Source organism: Desulfobulbus rhabdoformis (assembly GCF_016919065.1).
GTDB lineage: Bacteria > Desulfobacterota > Desulfobulbia > Desulfobulbales > Desulfobulbaceae > Desulfobulbus > Desulfobulbus rhabdoformis.
Genome location: NZ_JAFFQA010000036.1, coordinates 18,056 through 39,953, shown reverse-complemented (window position 1 = coordinate 39,953; position 21,898 = coordinate 18,056). Strand labels below are relative to the sequence as shown.

8 protein-coding genes are annotated in these 21,898 nt (G+C 51.7%); all 8 read left to right on the top strand.

The annotated features are described in order from the left end of the window. Positions 1-10 precede the first annotated feature (10 nt). Positions 11-4,291 carry a PAS domain S-box protein gene (locus JWJ90_RS16825; RefSeq protein WP_205228378.1) on the top strand — a complete coding sequence of 1,427 codons (4,281 nt, stop codon included), beginning with the start codon at positions 11-13 and terminating at the stop codon, positions 4,289-4,291. Further along, on the top strand, positions 4,272-7,751 hold the full coding sequence (locus tag JWJ90_RS16820; RefSeq protein WP_205228377.1) for an ATP-binding protein: 3,480 nt from the start codon (positions 4,272-4,274) through the stop codon (positions 7,749-7,751). Before JWJ90_RS16825 ends, JWJ90_RS16820 begins: the two co-directional genes overlap by 20 nt. 208 nt (positions 7,752-7,959) lie before the next feature. Then, complete coding sequence (locus tag JWJ90_RS16815) at positions 7,960-9,405, top strand: sigma-54-dependent transcriptional regulator (protein ID WP_205228376.1); 1,446 nt, start codon at positions 7,960-7,962, stop codon at positions 9,403-9,405. Positions 9,406-9,610: 205 nt separating this feature from the next. After that, on the top strand, positions 9,611-11,713 hold the full coding sequence (locus JWJ90_RS16810; RefSeq protein ID WP_205228375.1) for a methyl-accepting chemotaxis protein: 2,103 nt from the start codon (positions 9,611-9,613) through the stop codon (positions 11,711-11,713). Between the two features lie 306 nt (positions 11,714-12,019). Beyond that, positions 12,020-14,992 (top strand): CHASE4 domain-containing protein, encoded by a 2,973-nt coding sequence (locus tag JWJ90_RS16805; RefSeq protein WP_205228374.1) that lies wholly within the window; start codon positions 12,020-12,022, stop codon positions 14,990-14,992. A 440-nt stretch (positions 14,993-15,432) separates the two neighbouring features. Beyond that, positions 15,433-18,522, top strand: a complete 3,090-nt coding sequence (locus JWJ90_RS16800; RefSeq protein WP_205228373.1) for an ATP-binding protein — start codon at positions 15,433-15,435, stop codon at positions 18,520-18,522. Between the two features lie 15 nt (positions 18,523-18,537). After that, on the top strand, positions 18,538-20,706 hold the full coding sequence (locus JWJ90_RS16795; RefSeq protein ID WP_205228372.1) for a putative bifunctional diguanylate cyclase/phosphodiesterase: 2,169 nt from the start codon (positions 18,538-18,540) through the stop codon (positions 20,704-20,706). Between the two features lie 61 nt (positions 20,707-20,767). Continuing rightward, positions 20,768-21,898 carry an HD domain-containing phosphohydrolase gene (locus tag JWJ90_RS16790; protein ID WP_205228371.1) on the top strand — a complete coding sequence of 377 codons (1,131 nt, stop codon included), beginning with the start codon at positions 20,768-20,770 and terminating at the stop codon, positions 21,896-21,898.

The following is a 21,898-nucleotide window of genomic DNA, read 5'->3' as shown; positions in this document are numbered from 1 at the left end:
AAGGGCATCCTTGATCATCTCCACAACCCGGTTACAGGAAACAAAACTCCCAGCTCCGCCTTCCCCCATTGTTTACGGCGTGCTTCTTTTGTCAGGAGTGTTTGTCAACCTGCTTCCCTTCCCTCTCTTTTTTAATATCGATATCCTTTTTGGGAGTATTTTCGCTTTACTCATTCTGCGTCTCTACGGGACGGTATGGGGTGCTATCGCTGCATCTTGCATATCCCTCCCCACCTCCGTTCTCTGGCACCACCCCTTTGCTATTCTCATCATGACGATTGAAGTCTGGGTTACCGGCTGGCTCTGCAACCGCTACCGACTCAGCCTCCTTTTTGCTAACACCCTGTATTGGCTTGTCTGCGGTATGGGCCTGGCCTACGGAGCCCTCAATTATGTAATGGTCATGACAAATTCATCCACCATCATCATGATCAAGCTGACCATCAACGGCATCGGCAATGCCCTTATTGCCGATTTTCTCTTTTATTGCTGGTTGAGCTTTAGGAGCAGAGAAAAACTCGTTTTCCAACAAATATCAGCAAATTTGTTAGCTGCTCTCGCCCTGCTCCCAGCGCTTATTTTTTTCATATTCACCGCCCGCCAGGATTATGCAGAAGCGGAACAGGCCAGTCATTTAGAGGTTATGAACCATAGCCTGCAACTGGAAAGGGCCTTTGATCGGTGGCTGCACGACCAGATGACCTCTTTGGATAGACTGGCAGCCCTTGAAGGGGAACTCCCCCACCTGGACCAGCAGCTGGCAATGCAACACATGCTGAGCATAAATCAGCATTTTTCACGTATTGCTCTGTTCGATGAAAATAAGCATCTTCTGCTCTCCGAACCAACAGGAGAACGAGACCTGCAGCAGGGAAACAATTTCACCTTTTCTCCCGGACATGCTCCACTGACCACCGCTTATTGCTTCCATCCTCAAGCAAAGGAAAGGGATGCTCTGGAAAAGCCCTCTCCCCCCAAAGTTTTCTGCATTGCTCCTCTGTCCAAAAATGAGCGACAACAAGGCTATCTGACTGCACAACTGAACCTTGAGGGCATCCCCCCGATCTTTACAAACATCTGTTCAAAGGAGCTATATTTCACCCTGCTTGATCAGCATAATAGGGTTATCGCCAGTAACTGGCCGCAGCTCTACCCCCAGGAAATTTTTAATCGAGGCCCCGGTCATACGGAAAAATCACCTGACGGCTTTTTACTCTGGATTCCCGATGCACCGGCGAACAGCCCCTATTCAGAGCGCTGGCCTCATGCACTTTTTTTCCGGCAGGTGCCAATCAGCACGGTTGAGGGGTGGAGCCTCCTTGTTGAAAAGCCCATGAATAGTCTTCAGAATCGTCTCTATTTTCAATATACGGCCAAGTTTACCCTGCTTTTTATCACCGTTCTCGTCTGCCTGATCGCTTCCGCCTATTTCAACCGTCGGGTTACCGCCGCCATAACACAACTCGAGAATTGGACAGGGGAGATGGCCAACCAAATCCCCAAGACGACGCCTCAGACTACCGCTCCAAATAGCCGCTGGCTCGAGGTCAGCACGCTTATAGATCACTTTGCCAACATGGCAGCAGAGCTTCGGCTGCAATTTATCAAGATCCAGCAGATGAACCTATCTCTGGAACAAAAGGTGGTCGAAAGGACCCAGTCTCTCCAGGCGAGTCACGACCTATTGCTGCATCTCACCGATGCTGTACCGGTGGGCATCTTTCAGGCCGATAGCCAGGGACGGTGTATCTTTATCAACGACCGGTTTGCCCAAATCACGGGCCTTACACATAAGGCTCATCTGGGGAAAGGCTGGTTTACAGCCCTGCATCCAGAAGACAGAGAACGCGTTGTCCAAGACTGGAAAAAGAATATTGCCGCCCACCGCGCTTTTTTTTCTTCCGAATTTCGCTTACTCACCCCAAAAGGGCAAATTCGCTGGGCACAAAGCATCACCAAACGGATCGACATAAAAACCCAGGAAGGCCCCTGTTATATTGGTTGCCTGCTCGATCTCACCGAGCAAAAGGAAAGCGAGATAGCGCTTCGGGAACACTCGACCAATTTGAGCAATCTGGTTGAAACGACAAATGATCTCGTGGTGGTCACGAACCTTTCAGGCTCTGTTTTATTCTGGAATCAAACGGTACTCAATGCTCTGGGGTATAGCAAAGAAGAGTTCTTCGGGTTACAGCTCTGTAATCTCTACCGGGAAAAGGACGCAAAGATACTGAGCAAAGAGCTTGCCGACTTACGCCAGGGTCAACAATTCGAAAACCGCCTTCCTCTCAAGACCGCCGCTGGGGACACCTTTCCGGTTTCCGCCCGGCTCTCTCTGGGGAGATGGAATGGTGCCGACTGCCTTTTTCTTTTTTATAAGGACCTACGTCTTGAAGACGAGGCGCGCCGCCTCTTCCAAAGACTGTTCCGCAACAACCCGGCACTCATGGTCCTCACCTCCCTTCCGGATCGTCTACTTGTGGATGTGAACAGTGCCTTTGAACGTACACTTGGATATTCGCGGGACGAGGTTATAGGTAAGACCACCGTCGAGTTGGGTCTTTTCGTTCACCCTCACCAACAACAGGCGATCCTGAAACAAGTGTATGGGCAAAAAAATATTCATGGAATGATGCTGCAGGTCCGGAGTAAAGACGGCATCGTTGTCGAGGGATTATTTTCCGGAGAAAACATTATCAGCCAAGGCAAAGAGTATTGGCTTAGTGTCATGGTTGATGTCACCCCCTGGAGACTTGCCCAACAGGCTCTGCATCGCCGAGAATCTTACCTCAGCGCTATTATCGAATCACTGCCCGGACTTGTCTGGTTAAAAGATGAAAACTCACGTTTTTTAACTGTCAACGCAACCTTTGCCCAGTCCTGCGGCAAAAAACTTCCAGAAAAGGTTGAAGGAAAATTTGACGAGGATGTCTGGCCCGAAAAGCTTGCCACTGCCTATCGCAAAGATGATCAAAAGGTCCTTACAACAGGAAAGCCTCTCATGCTCGAGGAGGAAATTTTTGATCATGGGATAAACAAATGGTTTGAGACCTTTAAAGCACCCGTATGGGATAAACGCGGAAAAATCATCGGCACAGTCGGCTATGCCCGTGATATAATGGAACGAAGGCAGGCTGAACTGGCACTTAAAGAAAGTCGGGAGAGGTTACTCACTGCAACTTCTGCAGCTCAACTGGGTATTTTTTCTTATGATTTCACCAGTGGTGAAATCTACCATTCCCCGCAGTTTTTAGTCCTTTTCGGACTTCCGCCCGAAAGCCAGCTTGAACGCGACGCCGATCTCCTCCCCAAGGCGCTGCACCCCGATGATCGCGAAACACTGCTTGCCAAATTTGATGCGGTAAACACCCCAGGTAGTGGCGGTATATTGGATCACGAGTTTCGAATCTATCGCCCAGACGGCACGCTCCGCTGGTTGCGTCTTGTCGGACGAACCGTCTTCAGCAAAGCAATCCCCCCTCGCCCCCTCCGCGCCAACGGAATTCTCCAGGATCTCAGCGAACGAAAGGAGATGGAGGAAGCGCTCAAAACTTCCCAAAATCAAGCCCTGGCTGCCAATGCTGAAAAAACTCAGCTCCTCTCAACAGTGGCGCACGAATTTCGTACTCCACTAAGCCTGATGTCAAGCAGCCTGGATATCTTGGACCGATATGGTTTCAGGCTGAGCCCCAAACAACGAACGACGCAAAAGCAACATCTCCGCAGCGGCCTCAATCAGCTCAAACATTTAATCGACACAGCTCTTACCTTTAACAGGAGCGAAAGTATCCCCTCGCAATCCGCAGCCGAATCGATTCAATTAAGCAAACTTCTCACAACAATTTGCCAGGAGATGCAGCTTACCTGGTCCCGCGAGCATGAATTCCGGGTGGAGATTTCCCCTCAACTCAGTTCCATAAAAGTTGAGCCTCATCTTTTCCGCAGAATTATTGAAAACCTGCTCACGAATGCCTTTTTCTACACGCCCTCCGAGGGTAAGATACATTTCTTGGCAACAAAACAGGGAGAGACCCTGCATATTCAGGTGAAAGATACGGGTATGGGGATTGCCGACCAAGATCGTTCCCGGATATTTACGTCCTTTTACCGCGGAGAAAATGTAGGATCAACCCGCGGTATGGGCCTCGGGTTACATATTGTGCAAACAGCAGTACAACAAATGGGCGGAAAAATATTTTTCAGAAGCAAACTGCATAAGGGGACAACCTTTATTATTGACCTCCCCCTTCCACTGAAGAACCATGGAGCTTATGAACCCGGACACAACTGAGCACATCGAGCAGGAACCATCCCAGCACACACATACCGTCAAGAAGAGCCGACGCATTGGTATCCGTGAAAAGCTCATTGGTATTTTTATTGCCATCAAAGTGCTCCCCCTCATTGCCCTGGCCCTTTTTGCTGCCCGCCAGATAGCAGAACTGGGGAACACCTTTAAAGAAAACTCCAACGCCATTGTCAACGAAACCAAAGACCTGGTCCATCAGACCGGCAACCTGGCCACAGAACGTTCTATAGTTGCCCTTGATCTGAAGGCCCGGGAGAGCATTGAACGCTTGAGCACAGACATTGCAAAGGCGGTGGCTGATTTTCTTCAAGATCGGGATAAGGATATTCTCCTTGCAGCCAACCTCCCTCCGCAGCCGGAGGTCTACCGCCGTTTTCTTGCCGTCCACCAAAAAAGCGTGATCGAGCATCCTCCCTGGCGACTCAGTGCCGATAAAACACACTGGGAGCCGGTCCAGCCGCTCCAGCCCGCGGCATCCCAGGTCGATCCCGGAGCCCCGGATAACCGCAAAGATTTCCATTATTCGCCCCCGACAACAACGCGTGCCGAGAACCGACCGCTCTATCACGAGATGAGCTTTGTTGATCTCACAGGTCAGGAAAAAATCAAAATTTCCGCCACTGATCTGCTGCCCAAAGGGTTACAGAATATCGCCCAGAAAAAAAACACCTGGTGCCAGGCTGAGACCTACTTTGCAGAGCTCAATTCCCTCGGTCCGGGAGAGATATATGTCTCTCAGGTGATTGGCCCCTATCTCCCCTCCCCCCTTATTGGCCCCTATACCCCTGCACGGGCGGCCAAGGCAAACATCCCCTTTGCTCCGGAAAAAGCGGGATACGCCGGAAAAGAAAACCCTGTGGGTAAACGTTTTCAGGGAATTATTCGCTGGGCCACCCCTGTTTTTAAGGGGAAACGCAAAATCGGCTATGTCACCCTGGCCCTGGATCATACCCACATCATGGAATTCACCGACCATGCGGTGCCGACCACCCAGCGTTTTTCGGATATTTCCGATGCCGGTTCAGGCAACTACGCGTTCATGTGGGACGACAAAGGCCGTAATATCTCGCATCCACGTGATTATTTCATTGTTGGCTATGACCCGAAAACCGGCGAAGAGGCAACGCCCTGGATCAGTAACGATCTACACGAGATATGGCAGCAAAGTGGCGGTTCTTTCCCCTGGTTTGAGCAGCATGCCCCCACCTTTCACGAGCAGAGTCTGAGCAAAAAACCCATTACTGCCTTGACCCAATCCGGCATGCTGGGCCTTGACTGTCGGTACCTCAATTTTGCCCCCCAATGCAGTGGCTGGTATAGTCTGACCCAGCATGGTGGCTCGGGCTCCTTTCTTATATTCTGGTCCAAACTGTGGAAACTGACCACCGCCGCAGCCATTCCCTACCACACCGGACGCTACGATACGCCCCGAGGATTCGGTTTTATCACCATAGGGGCCAATGTGGATGAATTCCATAGCGCCGCCAATGAGACCGCCACCGAGATTCAAGATATTACCGCGACCTATGTAACCAATCTGGAAAACAGACGCCAGGCAACCCTCACGGGAATTGAACAACACCTTCGTGCCACCATCTCCAATTTAAGCGTCTCCACCTGTATCATGATTGTCTTAGTCATCCTGATCGCCATCTGGATGGCAGCCACCCTCACCCGAAAAATCACCACCATCATCAAGGGCATTCATAACATTCAAACTGGCGAGTTTGAAACCCGTCTCCAGGTGGAAAGCCGGGATGAACTCGGTGAGTTGGCTGAAGCACTCAATGAAATGGCAGACCAGCTCAACCAGTCCATGCTTGCCCTTGAAGAGGCCAAACAACGCGCGGAACAATCAGATAAGGCCAAAAGCCTCTTTCTGGCCAACATGAGCCACGAAATCCGAACCCCCATGAATGCCATTATCGGTATGAGCCACCTGGCCATGCAGGTTGATGACGAGAAAAAACAAAAGCGTTTTCTCAAAACCGTCAACCAGTCGGCCCAATCGCTGCTGGGACTGCTCAACGACATTCTTGATTTCTCCAAAATGGAAGCCGGACAGTTCAAACTGGCCCCCCAGCCCTTTTCCCTACGTCGCCTCATGGGCAGTGTCATCAGTACCCTCAATATGCCCGCCATGGAAAAGGGATTGAAACTCCAGGTCCAGATTGATCCGCAACTCCCCGAGACCCTTCTCGGTGATGACATGCGTTTGCGGCAGATCTTTTTGAATCTCACCGGCAACGCTATAAAATTTACCCAGAGTGGGACCATTACGCTCAGCGTTGAAAAACTGGAACATTCGCCTAAGGTGCCTGGGCTTATTGGGCTTCATTTTGCCGTGACAGATACCGGTATGGGGATTGCCCAGGAAAAACTGGGGCAGATCTTCAAGAGTTTCGAGCAGGCCGACTCCTCGTACGCCCGTCAATTCGGGGGGGCCGGGCTTGGCCTGGCCATCTGCTCCGAGCTGGTGGACCTCATGGATGGACGCATCTGGGTAGAAAGCGGGGAAAACATGGGCAGCACCTTTCACATTGAGCTTGCTCTGCCGCCCTCAAGCGAGTCCCCTGAGACCTGTATCGATCAGGGCAAAGGAACTCCCAGCAAACAGCTCAACGGCCTGCGGATTCTGGTGGTCGATGACAACGAAGTCAACCGTGATGTCGCCAGTATGAGCCTGGCCCAGAATCACCGGGTAAGCACCGCAACCAACGGTATGGAAGCCCTTGTTGTTCTTTCTGAAGATGAGATTGATGTCGTGCTTATGGATGTGCAGATGCCTCTGATGGATGGCATGGCCGCAACCCAGGCCATTCGTGCCCTGGAAACAGGCGAACCGGTGACAGTGCATTTGCCGGATACGCTGGAGAAAACACTCAGGCAAAAGATGTTCGGCCATCATTTGCCGGTCATCGCCATGACCGCCCATGCCATGGACGGCGATCGGGAACGCTGCCTGAATGTGGGAATGGACAATTATCTCACCAAACCCTTTCAGCCGGAACAACTGCAGTCTGTGCTTTTGGAGGTGCTGACCGGCTACCAACTCAAGAAGGCGACAGATAACGTCCCGAAGGCAACAGGGGAACAGCCCCAGGCAGCAGGAGCGCCACAAAAGGAGGCCATTCGCGAACATCTGCAAAAAACAACCATGTTGCAACCCGAGCAGATCGACCGGATTCTGGAGGCTGCCTTACGCTCCATCAAGGATTGTCTTACCAAGGTCACCGCCGCCTATACTCAAAACAATAGGGAAGAGCTGGGCCGGGCCGCCCACACCCTCAAGGGAACCCTGCTACAATGCGGGCTTGATCACTTGGCCCAAAAATCCCAGGTTATTCACACTGGTATTCGAGATCAGGCAGAGCTTGATTACGCAACCTTAATCAGCGAACTGGAGCAGGAGCTTGCCCCTCTTCTTGCCCTGAACCCTTGATTCAGGATTGCCTTATAGCGGCTTCCATCATAAACTGAGGTTGAGATATAGTGTATATTTTCTGGTCAGTTGCTGTACAATAGAACAAATGCCTCCGGTGGCACCCGAGGCATGCATCCGCCCAAAGGGGGAAGTGTAATACAGAAAGCCTGGAGCCCTTGAAATAATTACGGCACAGCCTTTCTCCCCCCAAATTGACACAAAGACCATGGGAAAAATTGCTATCATCGATGATGACGCTGCCTTTCGTGTATTGCTTGAAGAGTACTGTCTCAAACTCGGGCATACCACGACAACAGCGGAAAATATCAGCGAAGGGAAGAATCTCCTGGCTGATCAATCGGTTGACCTGGTCTTTTTGGATGTCAGTCTCCCCGATGGCAACGGTTTGGATGCGCTGCCCTTCATCCAGTCGCTGCCGAGCTCGCCCGAAGTCATCATTATTACCGGCATGGGCGATGCCAACGGTGCAGAGCTGGCAATAAAAAACGGGGCCTGGGACTACCTGCAGAAACCCCTTTCCCGGCAGGAAGTGGTGCTCCATATTCGCCGTGCCATGGAGTACCATGAAAAAAAATCACACCGTTCCAAACAGATCAGCCTCAAGCGTGATGAAATCGTCGGCAAAAGCAAAGCGATCTCCGCCTGCCTGGACCAGGTCGCCTACTGCGCCTGCACTGAGACCGGCGTGCTTATCACAGGGGAAACAGGGACTGGCAAAGAACTCTTTGCCCGGGCTATCCACATCAACAGCAGACGAGCCAACCAACCCTTTGTCGTGGTCGATTGTACCAGTCTGCCCAAGGACTTGGTGGAGAGCATCCTCTTTGGTCATGCCAAAGGTTCCTTCACCGGAGCCAACACCGAAAGCAAGGGGCTGATCGAGCAGGCCGATGGCGGTACGCTTTTTCTGGATGAGGCCGGCGAACTGCCTCTGGAGACACAAAAAAGCTTTCTCCGCGTCCTTCAGGAGCGAGTCTACCGGCCGGTGGGCAAAGGCAAAGAGCAGAAAAGTAACTTTCGCCTGGTTGCTGCCACCAACCGAGACCTCTGTGCCATGGTCGAGGAGGGGACCTTTCGCTCCGACCTATTTTTTCGACTCAACACTTTTAACATTCACTTGCCGCCCCTGCGTGAACGAGAAAGAGATGTGGAAAAACTGGTGATGAGTTTTGTTTTTACCCTCTGCCGCCGTAATAAATTACCCATTAAAGGCGTGGTTCCAGAGACTCTGGAAGTCCTCTCAGCCTACTCCTGGCCAGGCAACGTCCGTGAACTGGAAAATACCCTGGAAAAGGCTATTCTCGCTGATCCTTTGGATCCGGTGCTCTACCCGATCCACCTCCCCCCGGAAATTCGGCTCTCACGCATTCGCTCTCGTGTTGACAGTAAAAATACGGAAGAGGAACCCACTGCCCCCCAGGAACAGATAGGCACGGCTGTCCTCAGTTTTCCTGAGACCCTGCTGCCTTTTAAGGAGTATCGCAAACAACTCTCCTTGGATATCGAACGCCATTACCTGCAACTCCTCCTGCATGAGAGTGAAGGCGATATTGCCACCGCCTGCACTCTTTCCGAGCTGAGCCGCTCCCGCCTCTACGATCTTCTCAAGACCCACGGTCTGACCAACTCGCCGCAGTCCAGTCCGGAATAACCGGACTCATGATCCCTTAGCGGGTCCATTTTTTTCGGACTCGCCAGGCCACAGAGAAACGCCCCCTTGAAGATGCGACTTACAACCTATTGATTTTACCCATATAAATATTTCCCTCCTTCATGGCATAGGAATCGCAACCTCTCTGGTAAATGCATTCCGGTTTCGCACACTACACGGAAACCAACACCTGAGGAGGAAGAACATGAAACTACGTACCCGTTCAATCCAATTCAAACTGTTAGCCACTGGCCTGCTTTCTGTTTTGCTGCCCCTGTCCATCGTCGGCTATTTTGCGGTGAGCAAATCGTCAACAGCACTCATGGACATCTCTAAAGAAAAAGCCCAAACAATAGCCGGCGACCTGGCGAGCCTGGTGGCCAATCTGCTCAAGACCGATCTTGACCTGACCAACTCTCTGGCCTATAACCGTGAAATTATTCATTCCATGGAACAGATTTCCGGTGATCCGACCTCAAGCGAGGCCCATGTCCATGAGCTCTACGAGGGGCTCAAATATGAATTTAAAGGTATCAACACTGATCACAATTTCCAGGGACTCTATATTGCCAACGCCCAGGGAAAAATTCTGACCGGCATTCTGGAGAATGGAGAGGAGTACAGCCGGGTTTCTGTTGCCCAAAACGATGATTTTATCCGTGCCAAAAAAACAGGTTCCCCCAGTCTTGGCGAGATGATTCGTTCTCAAGCCACCTCTAAGCTCATTGTCCCCATATCTGCTCCTATCCTCTCAGAAAAAGGCAGCTTTCTCGGGACCATCGGCCTGGTGCTGAAAGCGGAGTACTTTACCGAACTGATCCCCAGCCGTCGTTCCGGGGAAACCGGCTATGCGTACATGGTCAACCGTGAGGGCGTTCTCATCGCCCACCCCAAAACTGAATATCTCCTGAAAAAGGATCTATCAAAAGAACCTGAGATGCAGGAAATCATGCGACAAATGCTTTCCGGCCAGGTTGGAGTCGAGGAGTACACCTTCACCGGTATTCATAAAATAGCAGGCTTTGCGCCGGTAGGCATGAACAACTGGTCCATCGCCTTTACCCAGAACAGTGATGAATTTCTGGCGACCTCTCACAATCTGCGCAATGTCACCCTGATCGTCATGGGATGTGCCTTGGGTATTGTCACCATCATTTTACTCAGCTCCATCCGTAAAATAGTCCGCCCCATCAATGCCGCCGTTGCAGGGCTCAAAGATATCGCCCAGGGAGAAGGTGATTTGACCATGCGTCTGCAGGTCTTGACCAAAGACGAGGTCGGCGAACTGGCCACCTGGTTCAATCTCTTTATTGAAAAGCTGCAGCATATTATCCGCGACATCACAGCCGGTGTGCATACGGTCTCAACCTCATCGGTTCAACTTTCCCAGATCTCTGAGCAGATGAATCAGGGGGCGCAGATGGCCTCGGATAAATCCAATACCGTGGCCACGGCTGCCGAGGAGATGAGCGCGAATATGAACAATGTTGCTGCCGCCATGGAACAATCGACCACCAATACCAACATCGTGGCCACCGCCTCCGAGGAAATGTCATCGACTATCGGCGAAATTGCCCAACACGCAGAAAAGGCACGCACCATTTCTGACAATGCTGCCAAACGCGCCAATGAAGCCTCAGGCAACATCAATGAACTGGGCGAGTCGGCAAAATCCATTGGCAAGGTGATTGAAACCATCACCGAGATCTCCGAGCAGGTCAACCTGCTGGCTTTAAATGCCACCATCGAGGCGGCCCGAGCCGGCGAGGCGGGTCGAGGGTTTGCCGTTGTTGCCAATGAAATCAAGGAGCTTGCAAAACAGACCGCTGCGGCAACTTACGACATCAAGGATAAAGTGGGGGCCATCCAGGGGACCACCTCCATAACCGTGCAACAGATTTCAGACATCAATGAGGTTATCACCGATGTCAACAGTGTGGTCAGCTCCATTGCCACAGCCGTCGAAGAGCAGAGTGCCGCAACCCAGGAAATAGCGACCAACGTTAGCCAGATGGCTCAGGGTATCGGAGAGGTCAACGAAAACGTCAACCAGAGTTCGGTTGTTGCATCCGACATTGCCCAGGACATCGTTTCAGTCAGCACCATTGCCAGCGAGATGTTTACCAACAGTACCCAGGTGAGCGAAAGCTCGCACGGACTCTCCGCTCTGTCTGAACAGCTCAGCCAACTGGTGGGACAGTTCAAGACCGAAAACGAAGGGAACACCCATTCCGCCGCTGCCCCGGCCGAGGCTATGGCTGCAGACAAGGTGCACAACGTCTCCATTGCGCACCCTGCACAGGCATAAAGGCTGCCTGCAAAAATTCTCGTCCCGAAGCGTATTGAGATAACGATCGACCCGGTGGCCACTTAAGGTGGTCACCGCAGAGAATAATATGAACGATCGGACAAAATTACTGGAAATTTTTCCGCCTCCCCGCAGCCTGAACCTGCTGTGGGGAGGGCATCTTAACTGTTAACGCTGCAGGGGATGCCATCGCCCCCCAACAGATCAAAGGGTAAAAAAGAACAATACTCATCGAGTCTATTCGCCATACCGGTATTCAGCTCCACTGAAGGACAGTACCACCAATATCTGATACGGCAGGAAATCGTGCGGAAACCAACCCTACAGCTAGGTATCCTCTATAAAACACTGCTCATTGTCTCCGTCCTACTTACGGTGCTGATCCTGAGTTCCCTTCTCTATTCTCACATGATGATGACCGGCAGGTTTCAGCAGATGGAATTTAACGAGGCCACGCTGAACCTGGAACGGGTGGTTAACGACATCAGCACCCTTGAAAGCAAACTGAAAACCTTGGTGGGCGACTGGGCCCCCTGGGATGATACCTACATCTTCGTCCGTGAACTCAATCCCGCTTACATCGAAAAAAATCTTTCCACAAACAGCTTCCAGACGCTGGGAATCCATTTCATGCTGTTTTTTAATAACAGCGATGAGCTCGTGTACAGCCGTTTTTTCGATTTGGAGCAGGCACAAAAAGTCGCATCGGATCCCCGTGTCCTTTTCGGGGTACAGTCCTTTGCTCACTTTTTACACTTCACCTCACCCCTGGAAAAAAAATCCGGTTTGTTGCGTACTGCAACAACTCCGGCCCTTATTGCCTCTGCCCCCATTGCCACAAGTTCCTATGACGGCCCCATTCACGGAACCCTGGTTTTCGGCCGCTACCTTGATCCGGCAACGGTCAACCAGATCAGCTCCCAATCACGACTCCCCATAACTACCGAGATCTTCACCAAGGAGCACGCACCTCTTTTTCAGGAAGGCCAGCACCATCAATTTTCAATCTCCCCAACGCCTTTGCCGGTGGCCTTTCGCATCAAAGATGCACGCACACTGCAAGCCTTTACCCTGCTCAAAGACCTGGGCAACACTCCCACTGTTGTAGTTTCTCTGAGCCTCAAACGCCCCCTGTTTCAACAGGGAATGGCCATATGGCGTCAGCATGCCATTTTTCTGGTCGCGATTGGTGTCTTTTGTATTCTCGCCCTCATGCTTCTTTTAAATCGCCTCATTCTCTCTCGTCTGACAAGGCTGAGCAAGGAGGTCGCCAATATTGCCTCTGCTGGGCAAAGTGCCCTGCGGGTCTCGGTACCCGTAAACGACGAGATCGGATCCCTGGCACAGGGGATCAACGACATGCTCGCCTCTTTACAGTCACTGCAAAGGCTGCAGGCCAAAAACGAACAACACCTCACCTCCATTATTAACTCGATCGACTGCGGTATCATGCTGGTTGATGCCCAGACCCGAAAGATCATTTCGATCAACCGGGCAGGCGCGAAGCTGGCCGGGCGTCCAGCAGACAACATGATCGGAAAAACCTGCCACCAGTTTATTTGCCCACGGGAACGACACAACTGCCCCGTCCTGGATGAAGGCGAACAGGTGGACTTAAGTGAACGGGTTATTCTTCTTGCTGATGGCTCAACCCTTCCGGTGCTCAAAAGTGTTGCCCGCATTGAACGGGAAGGACAGACGTTGCTCGTGGAGAGTTTCATCGATATCAGGAACATCAAAACCATGCAGGCAGAACTTCTTGCCAGTGAGGCCAAATACCGCCGTTTCTTTGAAGAGGACATTACCGGTAACTTTATTTCTTCACGCCAAGGTACTCTTCTCGACTGCAACCCGGCCTTTGCCCAAATGCTGGGATATGATTCCCCTGATGAAATCATTGGCCAGCCCATGACGACCTTTTACAGGACACCAGAAAGACGCCATTTTCTGCTGCAACGGATAATGGAAAAGAGAAAGCTGGAAGGGTATGAAGGTGTCCTACGGCATAAGCATGGGCAGAAAATCTACATCATCTGCAACCTTATTGGCGAGTTTGACGACCAAGGCCGGCTGCAGTTTATTCGTGGATATATGTTTGACGACACCAAACGCGTGCTGCTTGAAAAAGAAATCCGTCAGACCCAAAAGCTTGAGGCAATTGGAACCATGGCCGGTGGCATTGCCCACGATTTCAACAATATCCTTGCCGGTATCATTGGCTTCACCGAAATTGTTCTCCGTGATCTCAACTCTGAAGAACACGCCAAAAGCTGCAGCAATCTGGAAAACATCCTCCGAGCCGGTGAGCGTGCCCGCAACCTGATTGAAAAGATGCTTACCTTCAGCCGACAAAACGAGACAGAATGTCAGCCAGTCAGCCTGGCCAGCACTTTGGATGATGTGCTGCAGCTTATTCGAGTCAGCCTGCCCCCAAGCATAACCATTATCCCCGAAATCAGTGAGCATCCAGTGGTGCAGGCCGACCCCATCCAGATGCATCAGGTCCTTATGAATCTGTGCACCAATGCCGGCCAGGCCATGAAGGAAAAGGGGGGCACGCTGACAGTCTCGCTGGAAAAAAGACACCTTGATACCGACTTCACCACTCGTCACCCCGAATTAACCGCAGGGGAGTACGCCCAGATCACCATTAAAGATACGGGGCAGGGCATTGAAGAGCATATTCTTGAGCGCATCTTTGACCCGTTTTTCACCACTAAGCAAAAAGGGGAAGGGACCGGACTCGGACTTTCCATGGTGCACGGCATTGTCAAAGCCATGTATGGCTTAATCACAGTGGACTCCCAACTGGGTTTTGGAACCAGCATAACCCTTTATCTCCCTTCGATACATGGCGAGGAAATCATGCAAACCATTGAACGTCAAGCCATTCCCACTGGCCATGAACATATCGTTTATGTCGATGATGAACGTTTTCTTGTGGATATCGGCACGGAAATTTTGCGTGGTTTAGGATATCAGGTCACCGGATTTGCCGACAGCCAGGAGGCCCTTGCCTATCTGTTGGCGCACGAAAGCTCGGTTGACCTGGTCATTTCCGATATGACCATGCCCAAACTTACCGGCATAGAACTGGCCCAGCAGCTTCAAAAAACAGGCTCGCCGCCACCGATCATTATCTGCACAGGTCACAATGAGGGGATGAGCAAAGATGACTTTTTTCAGCACGGTGTACAAGAACTGCTCTTGAAGCCTGTCACAGCAAACAAACTCGCCCAGGTTGTCCGGGAACTACTCGATACGCAGAATCATGACTGAGAGGTATGATTACAGTTGGCAACATAATTTATGGGAATCTTGAATAATTGCTTTTTCTGCCAATCTCGCGGAGTCTGGCGCTTACCTCGTTATGCGAAAAATTTTATCCTCGGAGGTAAGCGAAGACTCCGATATCATGTATATGCCTGCGGTAAAATTTTTCGCATACCTTGACCTTGATTGAAAAATCTAATTATTCAAGACATCCTTATACGAGAGTATTTTTCTTTTTCTTTCTCATACGGCTATAATCAGCAAAGATACGCAGGGTGGTCTCTGATGAACAGGAGACCACACCCTCGATAGGGGCTAGCCAGGAACGATCTTTTCGGAGTCTGCGCGCACCTTGTTATGCTTAAAGCAGGGATTGCCCCCAAAAGCAATTATTCAAACTTCCCAACAACTGTGCGCAGGCACACTACACTCATTCTCTGAAAAGAATGCATGTACGCAACCAAACATCTTCTCCTGCCAGGGGAATTATTCCACAAAGTTTACGCAGGCAGCTGTTGCTTGTCTTTGGTGTCGCCCTTGTCCTGCTGTTGACTGCAGGGATATCCGGCCTGTTTTTTCTGACCCGGTCCACAGAGCAGGAGGGATGGCAAGGACGGCAACAGGAATCGGCCTTGCGGGTAGTGCAGGCTACCAGCGACTTTATTGCCCAGCAACAGAGTATGCTTGAGGTCATCAACCTTTTTGGCCTGGATGAATTTTCCCGGCAACTCGATGAGTTCAAGGCCCTTAATGCACGCTATCCATTCCTCCTTGAACTGGTGCACCTCAACCGGGCAGGTCATGTTCTGGCAAGCTCTGCAGGGGGGCAGGGCGTCCTGGATCGTTTAAATTCCTATTCTCGCGCCGAGTGGTTTCTTCGTGCACGTTCCGGTGAACCTTTTATCGAGGCAATAATTGATTCGAATAGTCCTGTTCATAATCTTGTACTCTCCATGCCCATAGCAGGCGGCGGCGTCCTGGCCTGTCTACTGAAGAGTGATGCCCTGAGGCATATTGTTTCTTTGTTGGATCAGAGGACATGTGGTACCGCATTTATAGTCAATGGAGAGGGAAAAATACTTGTCCACAACCAGAGGGAGTCTTCACAAAAACATTTCCCGAGAAAACTGGAGTACACCCAACACAACCTGATCCCGCAACCAGGGGAACAAAGCCGACAGGACCAATACCTCAATCAACGGGGAGAGAAAGTCTTCGCCACCTTTATGCCCATCCCCAATACGCCCTGGTTTGCAGTCATTGAACTGGAATTAAAAAACGCCTACGTAACCAGTCAGCGAGCTCTCGTTATTATGCTGGTTGCGGCCCTGTTCACCTGTATTGCCGGCACACTGCTCGTCCGTAACCTGCTGAAAAGACAACTCCTTGATCCTCTGCACGCGCTTCGCCAGGGGGTTGAACGGGTCAGTCAAGGGGATCTGGATAATCCCATTGCCTATAGCGGTCCGATAGAGATCGATCAACTGGCAACCTCTTTTAACCTGATGGCCCAACGACTCAGCCAACGCAAACAAGAGGCCCAAGAGCATGCTCAGGCCCTGGAAGCCAGCGAGGCCAGATATCGAGCCATTGTTGAAGATCAGACGGAACTCGTCTGTCGCTATCTTCCTGACGGTACCGTTACCTTCGTCAACCAGGCATTTTGCCGTTTTTTTGACAAAACCAGAGAGCAACTCATAGGCAAAGATTTCAAGCCCTATATGTCTGCTGAAAACCGCGCGAAAAAGCTCGAGCTGCTGGCCACCCTGACCCCGGAAAAGCCGGTGGGAAGTTTTGAATACTGTATCGAGATACCTGGAAAGAAAAAGCGGTGGCTCAACTGGACCGATCGTAAAATTTTTGACCAGGAGGGCAATCTCCGCGAGTATGCGGGGGTTGGTCGTGACACCACCCTATGTAAAAAGGCAGAACTTGCCTTAATCCAGGCTAAAGAAGAGGCTGAGACCGCCAACATAGCCAAATCGCAATTTCTGGCGAACATGAGCCATGAAATCCGCACCCCCATGAATGCCATTCTCGGCATGACCCATCTGGCCTTGCAGACCCATGACACGGAAAAGCAGCATCACTGCCTGGCGACAGTGAAAGACTCTGCACAAAACCTGCTGGCTCTGTTGGATGATATTCTTGATGTCTCCAAAATGGAGGCGGGCCAGTTGGAGCTACATCCGGCCCCCTTCGATATTCAGAGGCTCATCGATTCCGTCATGGAAACCATGGTACTGCAGGCTCAGTCCAAGGGGCTGCCACTCTATCTCGACTATGACCGAAACATTCCTCAATGGGTTCGTGGCGATGCCCTGCGTCTTCGTCAGATCCTGGTCAACCTTCTTGGCAACGCCATTAAATTCACAAGCTCTGGCTCAGTCCGCCTGCAGGTTGCCCAGGTCGGGACCGGAGATCATGCTCAACTCTCATTGCTGGTCAAAGATACTGGAAGCGGCATCCCTGAGGATCGACTCAACGGCATCTTTAACCGCTTTGAACAAGTCGACACCTCCTATGCCCGCCAGCACGGAGGCGCCGGACTTGGCCTGGCGATCTGTACCCAGCTCACCGCCCTCATGGGAGGCAGGCTCCAGGTTGAAAGCGCCTTGGATCAGGGCAGCACCTTTCAATGTCTGCTCCCCCTTGAGCCCAGCTTCGGCCCGGAGGCCATACCCGATCAGGAAAAGCTGGAAGCTCTCGAGCAAGCGCCTTTACCCAGACTGCGCATTCTGGTCGTGGATGACAACGAGGTCAACCTGGAAGTCGCCAGGATGATGCTCGAGAAGGACCACGCCATCACCACAGCCACCAACGGAATTGAGGCCTTGGTAAACCTGGCTTTCGGTCGATTTGACCTGGTGTTGATGGATGTACAGATGCCGACACTCGATGGGCTGGCCACGACCACGATCATACGCACCCTGGAAACGAAGAAACCGCTGGAAGTGAACCTGCCGCACAACGTGGAGCAACTGCTCCGACAAAAACTCAGCAACGGCCACTTGCCCGTGGTTGCCATGACAGCCCACGCCATGGGGGGCGATGATGAAATCTGCCTGGCAAGCGGAATGGATGCTTATGTGAGCAAACCCTTTGATATACTGCGGCTCAATCAGGTTCTCGCCACGGTGACACAAATCGCTGCCCCACCTGACACAAATACCCCTGATGCCGCCGCGTCTCCCCCGCAGCATGATTCCTCTGAAACGAGGGAAGCCACTGTGACTGGCATCGAGGAGTATCTTCAGGAGGTGACCATGCTCACCCAGGAACAGATTGATAAAATTATCTCGGCTGCTCGTCAAAGCATGACCATCCAGCTCGATGCAGCTCAAAAGGCACACGACGCACTTGATCAGGATGCACTGGCAAAGGCGGCCCATTCCCTCAAGGGAACACTGCTCCAGTGCGGGCTCCCCCAATGGGCGGAGCTGGCAGAAAAAATTCACACTGCGGCCCAACAACGGGAACCGGCCCCAGACCTGCTCGCAAATCTCAGACAGGGGCTTACACGTGTCCTTGCATAAAGCTCCCCAATACCGATGACCAGGCAAACAATTATACCCGATGAACACCGACCACTGATTATGGTGGTTGATGATGATTTTTCAGCTCGCTTGCAGCTTCGTTTTACCCTGGAGAATGCAGGGTATGAGGTCGTTGAGGCGGCCAGTGGCGAAGAGGCGCTGAGCTTGTTTGTTCAGCAGCCACCAGCGTTACTTTTTCTGGATATCATCATGCCCGATATCGATGGTTTCGAAACCTGCCGACGGCTGCGACAGACAGTAGGCGGTGAACATACCCCCATTGTCATGGTTACGGGCCTTGAGGATGCCAATACCATCACCAGCGCCTTTGATGCCGGAGCAACCGATTTTATCAGCAAACCGATAAACATGCTGGTGCTTGGCTACCGTGTCCGCTACTGGCTACGCTCGGGATCCATCCTTAACGACCTCAAAATAAGCCAGCAACGAGTGTTCAAGGCACAGGAGATTGCGCGCCTCGGCCACTGGGAGTTGCATCTGGACAGTGGCAAATTTCATATCTCCGCTCAAACCCCGGAACAGTTCGGTATTGATGATGTCGACAGCTATGACTCTCTGTTTCACCAGATCTCGCCCTCCGAACGACATCAGGTCCGACAACTCATTACCGAAGCCCAGAGGGACGGAAAATCGTTTTCTCTTAATTACCGCATCGTTCTACCCGATGGTCAGGAACGCATCATCTGCAACCAGGGTGAAGTCGCCCTTGATCGCAAAGGGCAGCCCGCCATGATAGTGGGAGTGGTTCAGGATATTACCGAACTCAAACAGGCAGAGGATCAGATTCGCTACCTGGCTTTTTACGACAACCTCACGGGACTGGCCAATCGTACCCTGTTTCGAGAGCACTGGGCGACTATCCAGCCCCAAGCGGCCCGGAGCGGAAAAAAAGTTGCGGTCCTTTTTATTGACTTGGATCATTTCAAACGCATTAACGATACCCTGGGGCACCCCGTGGGCGATAAGGTATTGATCACGGTGGCCGAACGACTCAAAACAGTGCTGCGCCAATCAGATATTGTCTCAAGGGCCCGGGCAGAGCAGACAAGCTCCATGATCTCGCGTCTGGGAGGTGATGAGTTCACCGTGCTCTCGGCCAACTTCAGCTCTCTTGATCATATTGCCAATCTGGCCGAACGTATCACCCAAAACATCGAACAGCCGATTTTCTGGAACGACCAAACCATAGCTCTCTCCGCAAGTGTAGGTATCAGTGTCTATCCCGATGACAGCGATGATTTGGATATCCTCTTAAAAAATGCCGACACGGCCATGTACGAGGCCAAGGAACAGGGCCGTAACAACTATAAATTTTTTCAGCGCCAAATGAACGACGCCGCCAAGGCCCGTTTTCGCCTGGCCAACAGTCTGCGCCGTGCGCTGCAAAACAATGAATTTGAACTCTATTATCAGCCGCAATTTTGCCACAAAAACAAACGGCTCACCGGTGTCGAGGCGCTCATTCGCTGGCATGATCCCGAACAGGGGTTGGTCCCGCCGGTTCAATTCCTCCCCTTTGCCGAGGAAAGCGGCCTGATTCACTCTATCAACGACTGGGTCATTGTCCAGGCTTGTCAGCAGGCAAGTGCCTGGGTAAAGGCCGGTCTTTTTGATGGATGCCGTATGGCCATCAATATCTCCGGCCAGAATGTCAACTTCAAAAAGCTTTCAAAACGGATCATGGATGTGCTTGCCCAAACCGAGCTTGCCCCACAATATCTTGAGATAGAACTGACCGAACGGGTGATGATGGAAAATACCCAGGAGGCCATTGATGCCCTGAAACAGTTTAAGGAGATGGGAGTCGCCATAGCTATTGATGACTTTGGCACCGGCTATTCGGCCCTGAGCCACTTACAGCTCTTTCCCTTAACCACATTGAAAATTGATAAATCCTTTGTGCAAAACATCTCAGGCCAGGGCAACGCGGTCTCGTTACTCAACTCCATTGTCGGTATTGCCAAAAGCTTTAACCTCAAGGTTATTGCCGAAGGGGTGGAAACTCCCGAACAGCTCCAGGTGCTTGACACCATCAAATGCGATGAGTTCCAGGGATACCTGTTCAGCCGCCCTATTCCCAAGGAGCAGTTTGAGCAGAGCTTACGCTCTGGGAACTTCTGTCTCAAGCCAGACTGTCAGACTAAAAAACTCATGGATTCCTAATAGTTCTTCAATGCATATGCCTCTACTTCTTCTCTTGCCGCCCAGCTAAGGATTGTCGTTTATGACCGCGCCCATCATTCTCATTGTCGATGACGAACCCGCAAACCTCACGGTCCTCTCCACGCTGCTTCGCCCCTTGTACACGGTGCGGGTCTGTAAGTCAGGACCGCAGGCCCTTGAAGCCGCTGCCCGCGATCCCCGCCCAGATCTGATACTTCTGGACGTGATGATGCCGGGCATGGACGGTTTTGCCGTGTTGAACAATCTCCGCCAGCAGAGCTCAACTGCAGAGATTCCGGTTATTTTCGTCACAGCTTTAGATGATACCGTTGATGAGGAACACGGTCTGCAACAAGGAGCGGTCGACTACATCACCAAGCCAATAAAACCAACGGTGGTGCTCTCGCGTGTGCAGGTCCATATTGAGGTGAAACAGGCCCGTGACAGGCTGAAAAGTCAGAACACCTGGCTTGAGTCAGAGGTACAACGCCGCATGCGCGATAACCTCATGATTCAGGATGTGAGCCTGGCTGCCATGGCCCAACTGGCAGAGACCAGGGACTCCGATCTGGGGAGCCACATTGCCCGGACCCAGTCCTATGTGGAGACCCTGGCACGTCATCTGCAATCACTTCCCAAATTTGCCGTCCACCTGGAGGAAAACACCCTGCAACGTATCGTCAAGGCGGCTCCCCTGCACGATATAGGTAAAATAGGTATTCCGGATGACGTCCTGCTCAAACCTGGAAAACTCACCCCTGAAGAATGGTCCCGCATGCAGGGGCATTGCCAGGTTGGCGGTAATGCCATTGAACGCGCTATTGCAGCGACCCTGCCTCTGTACAACACCTCTTCCCAGGAAAACAAACCCGAATCTCTGCTCTTTTTGGAGGTGGCCAAGGAGATTGCCCTCTATCACCACGAAAAATGGGATGGCAGTGGTTATCCCTTTGGCCTGGCCGGGGAACAAATACCGATCTCTGCGCGATTGATGGCGCTTGCGGATGTTTTTGATGCACTGACTACGCCACGCGTCTATAAACGAGCATGGAGTATAGAGGAGGCGACGAAGCTCATATTTGAGCAACGCGGCAAACATTTCGACCCCGCTGTAGTCGATGCTTTTCAAGCGGAGCTCCAGAGTTTCATACAAATAAAAGAGCGACTCACCGACGCCCCGATAGAGGACTGA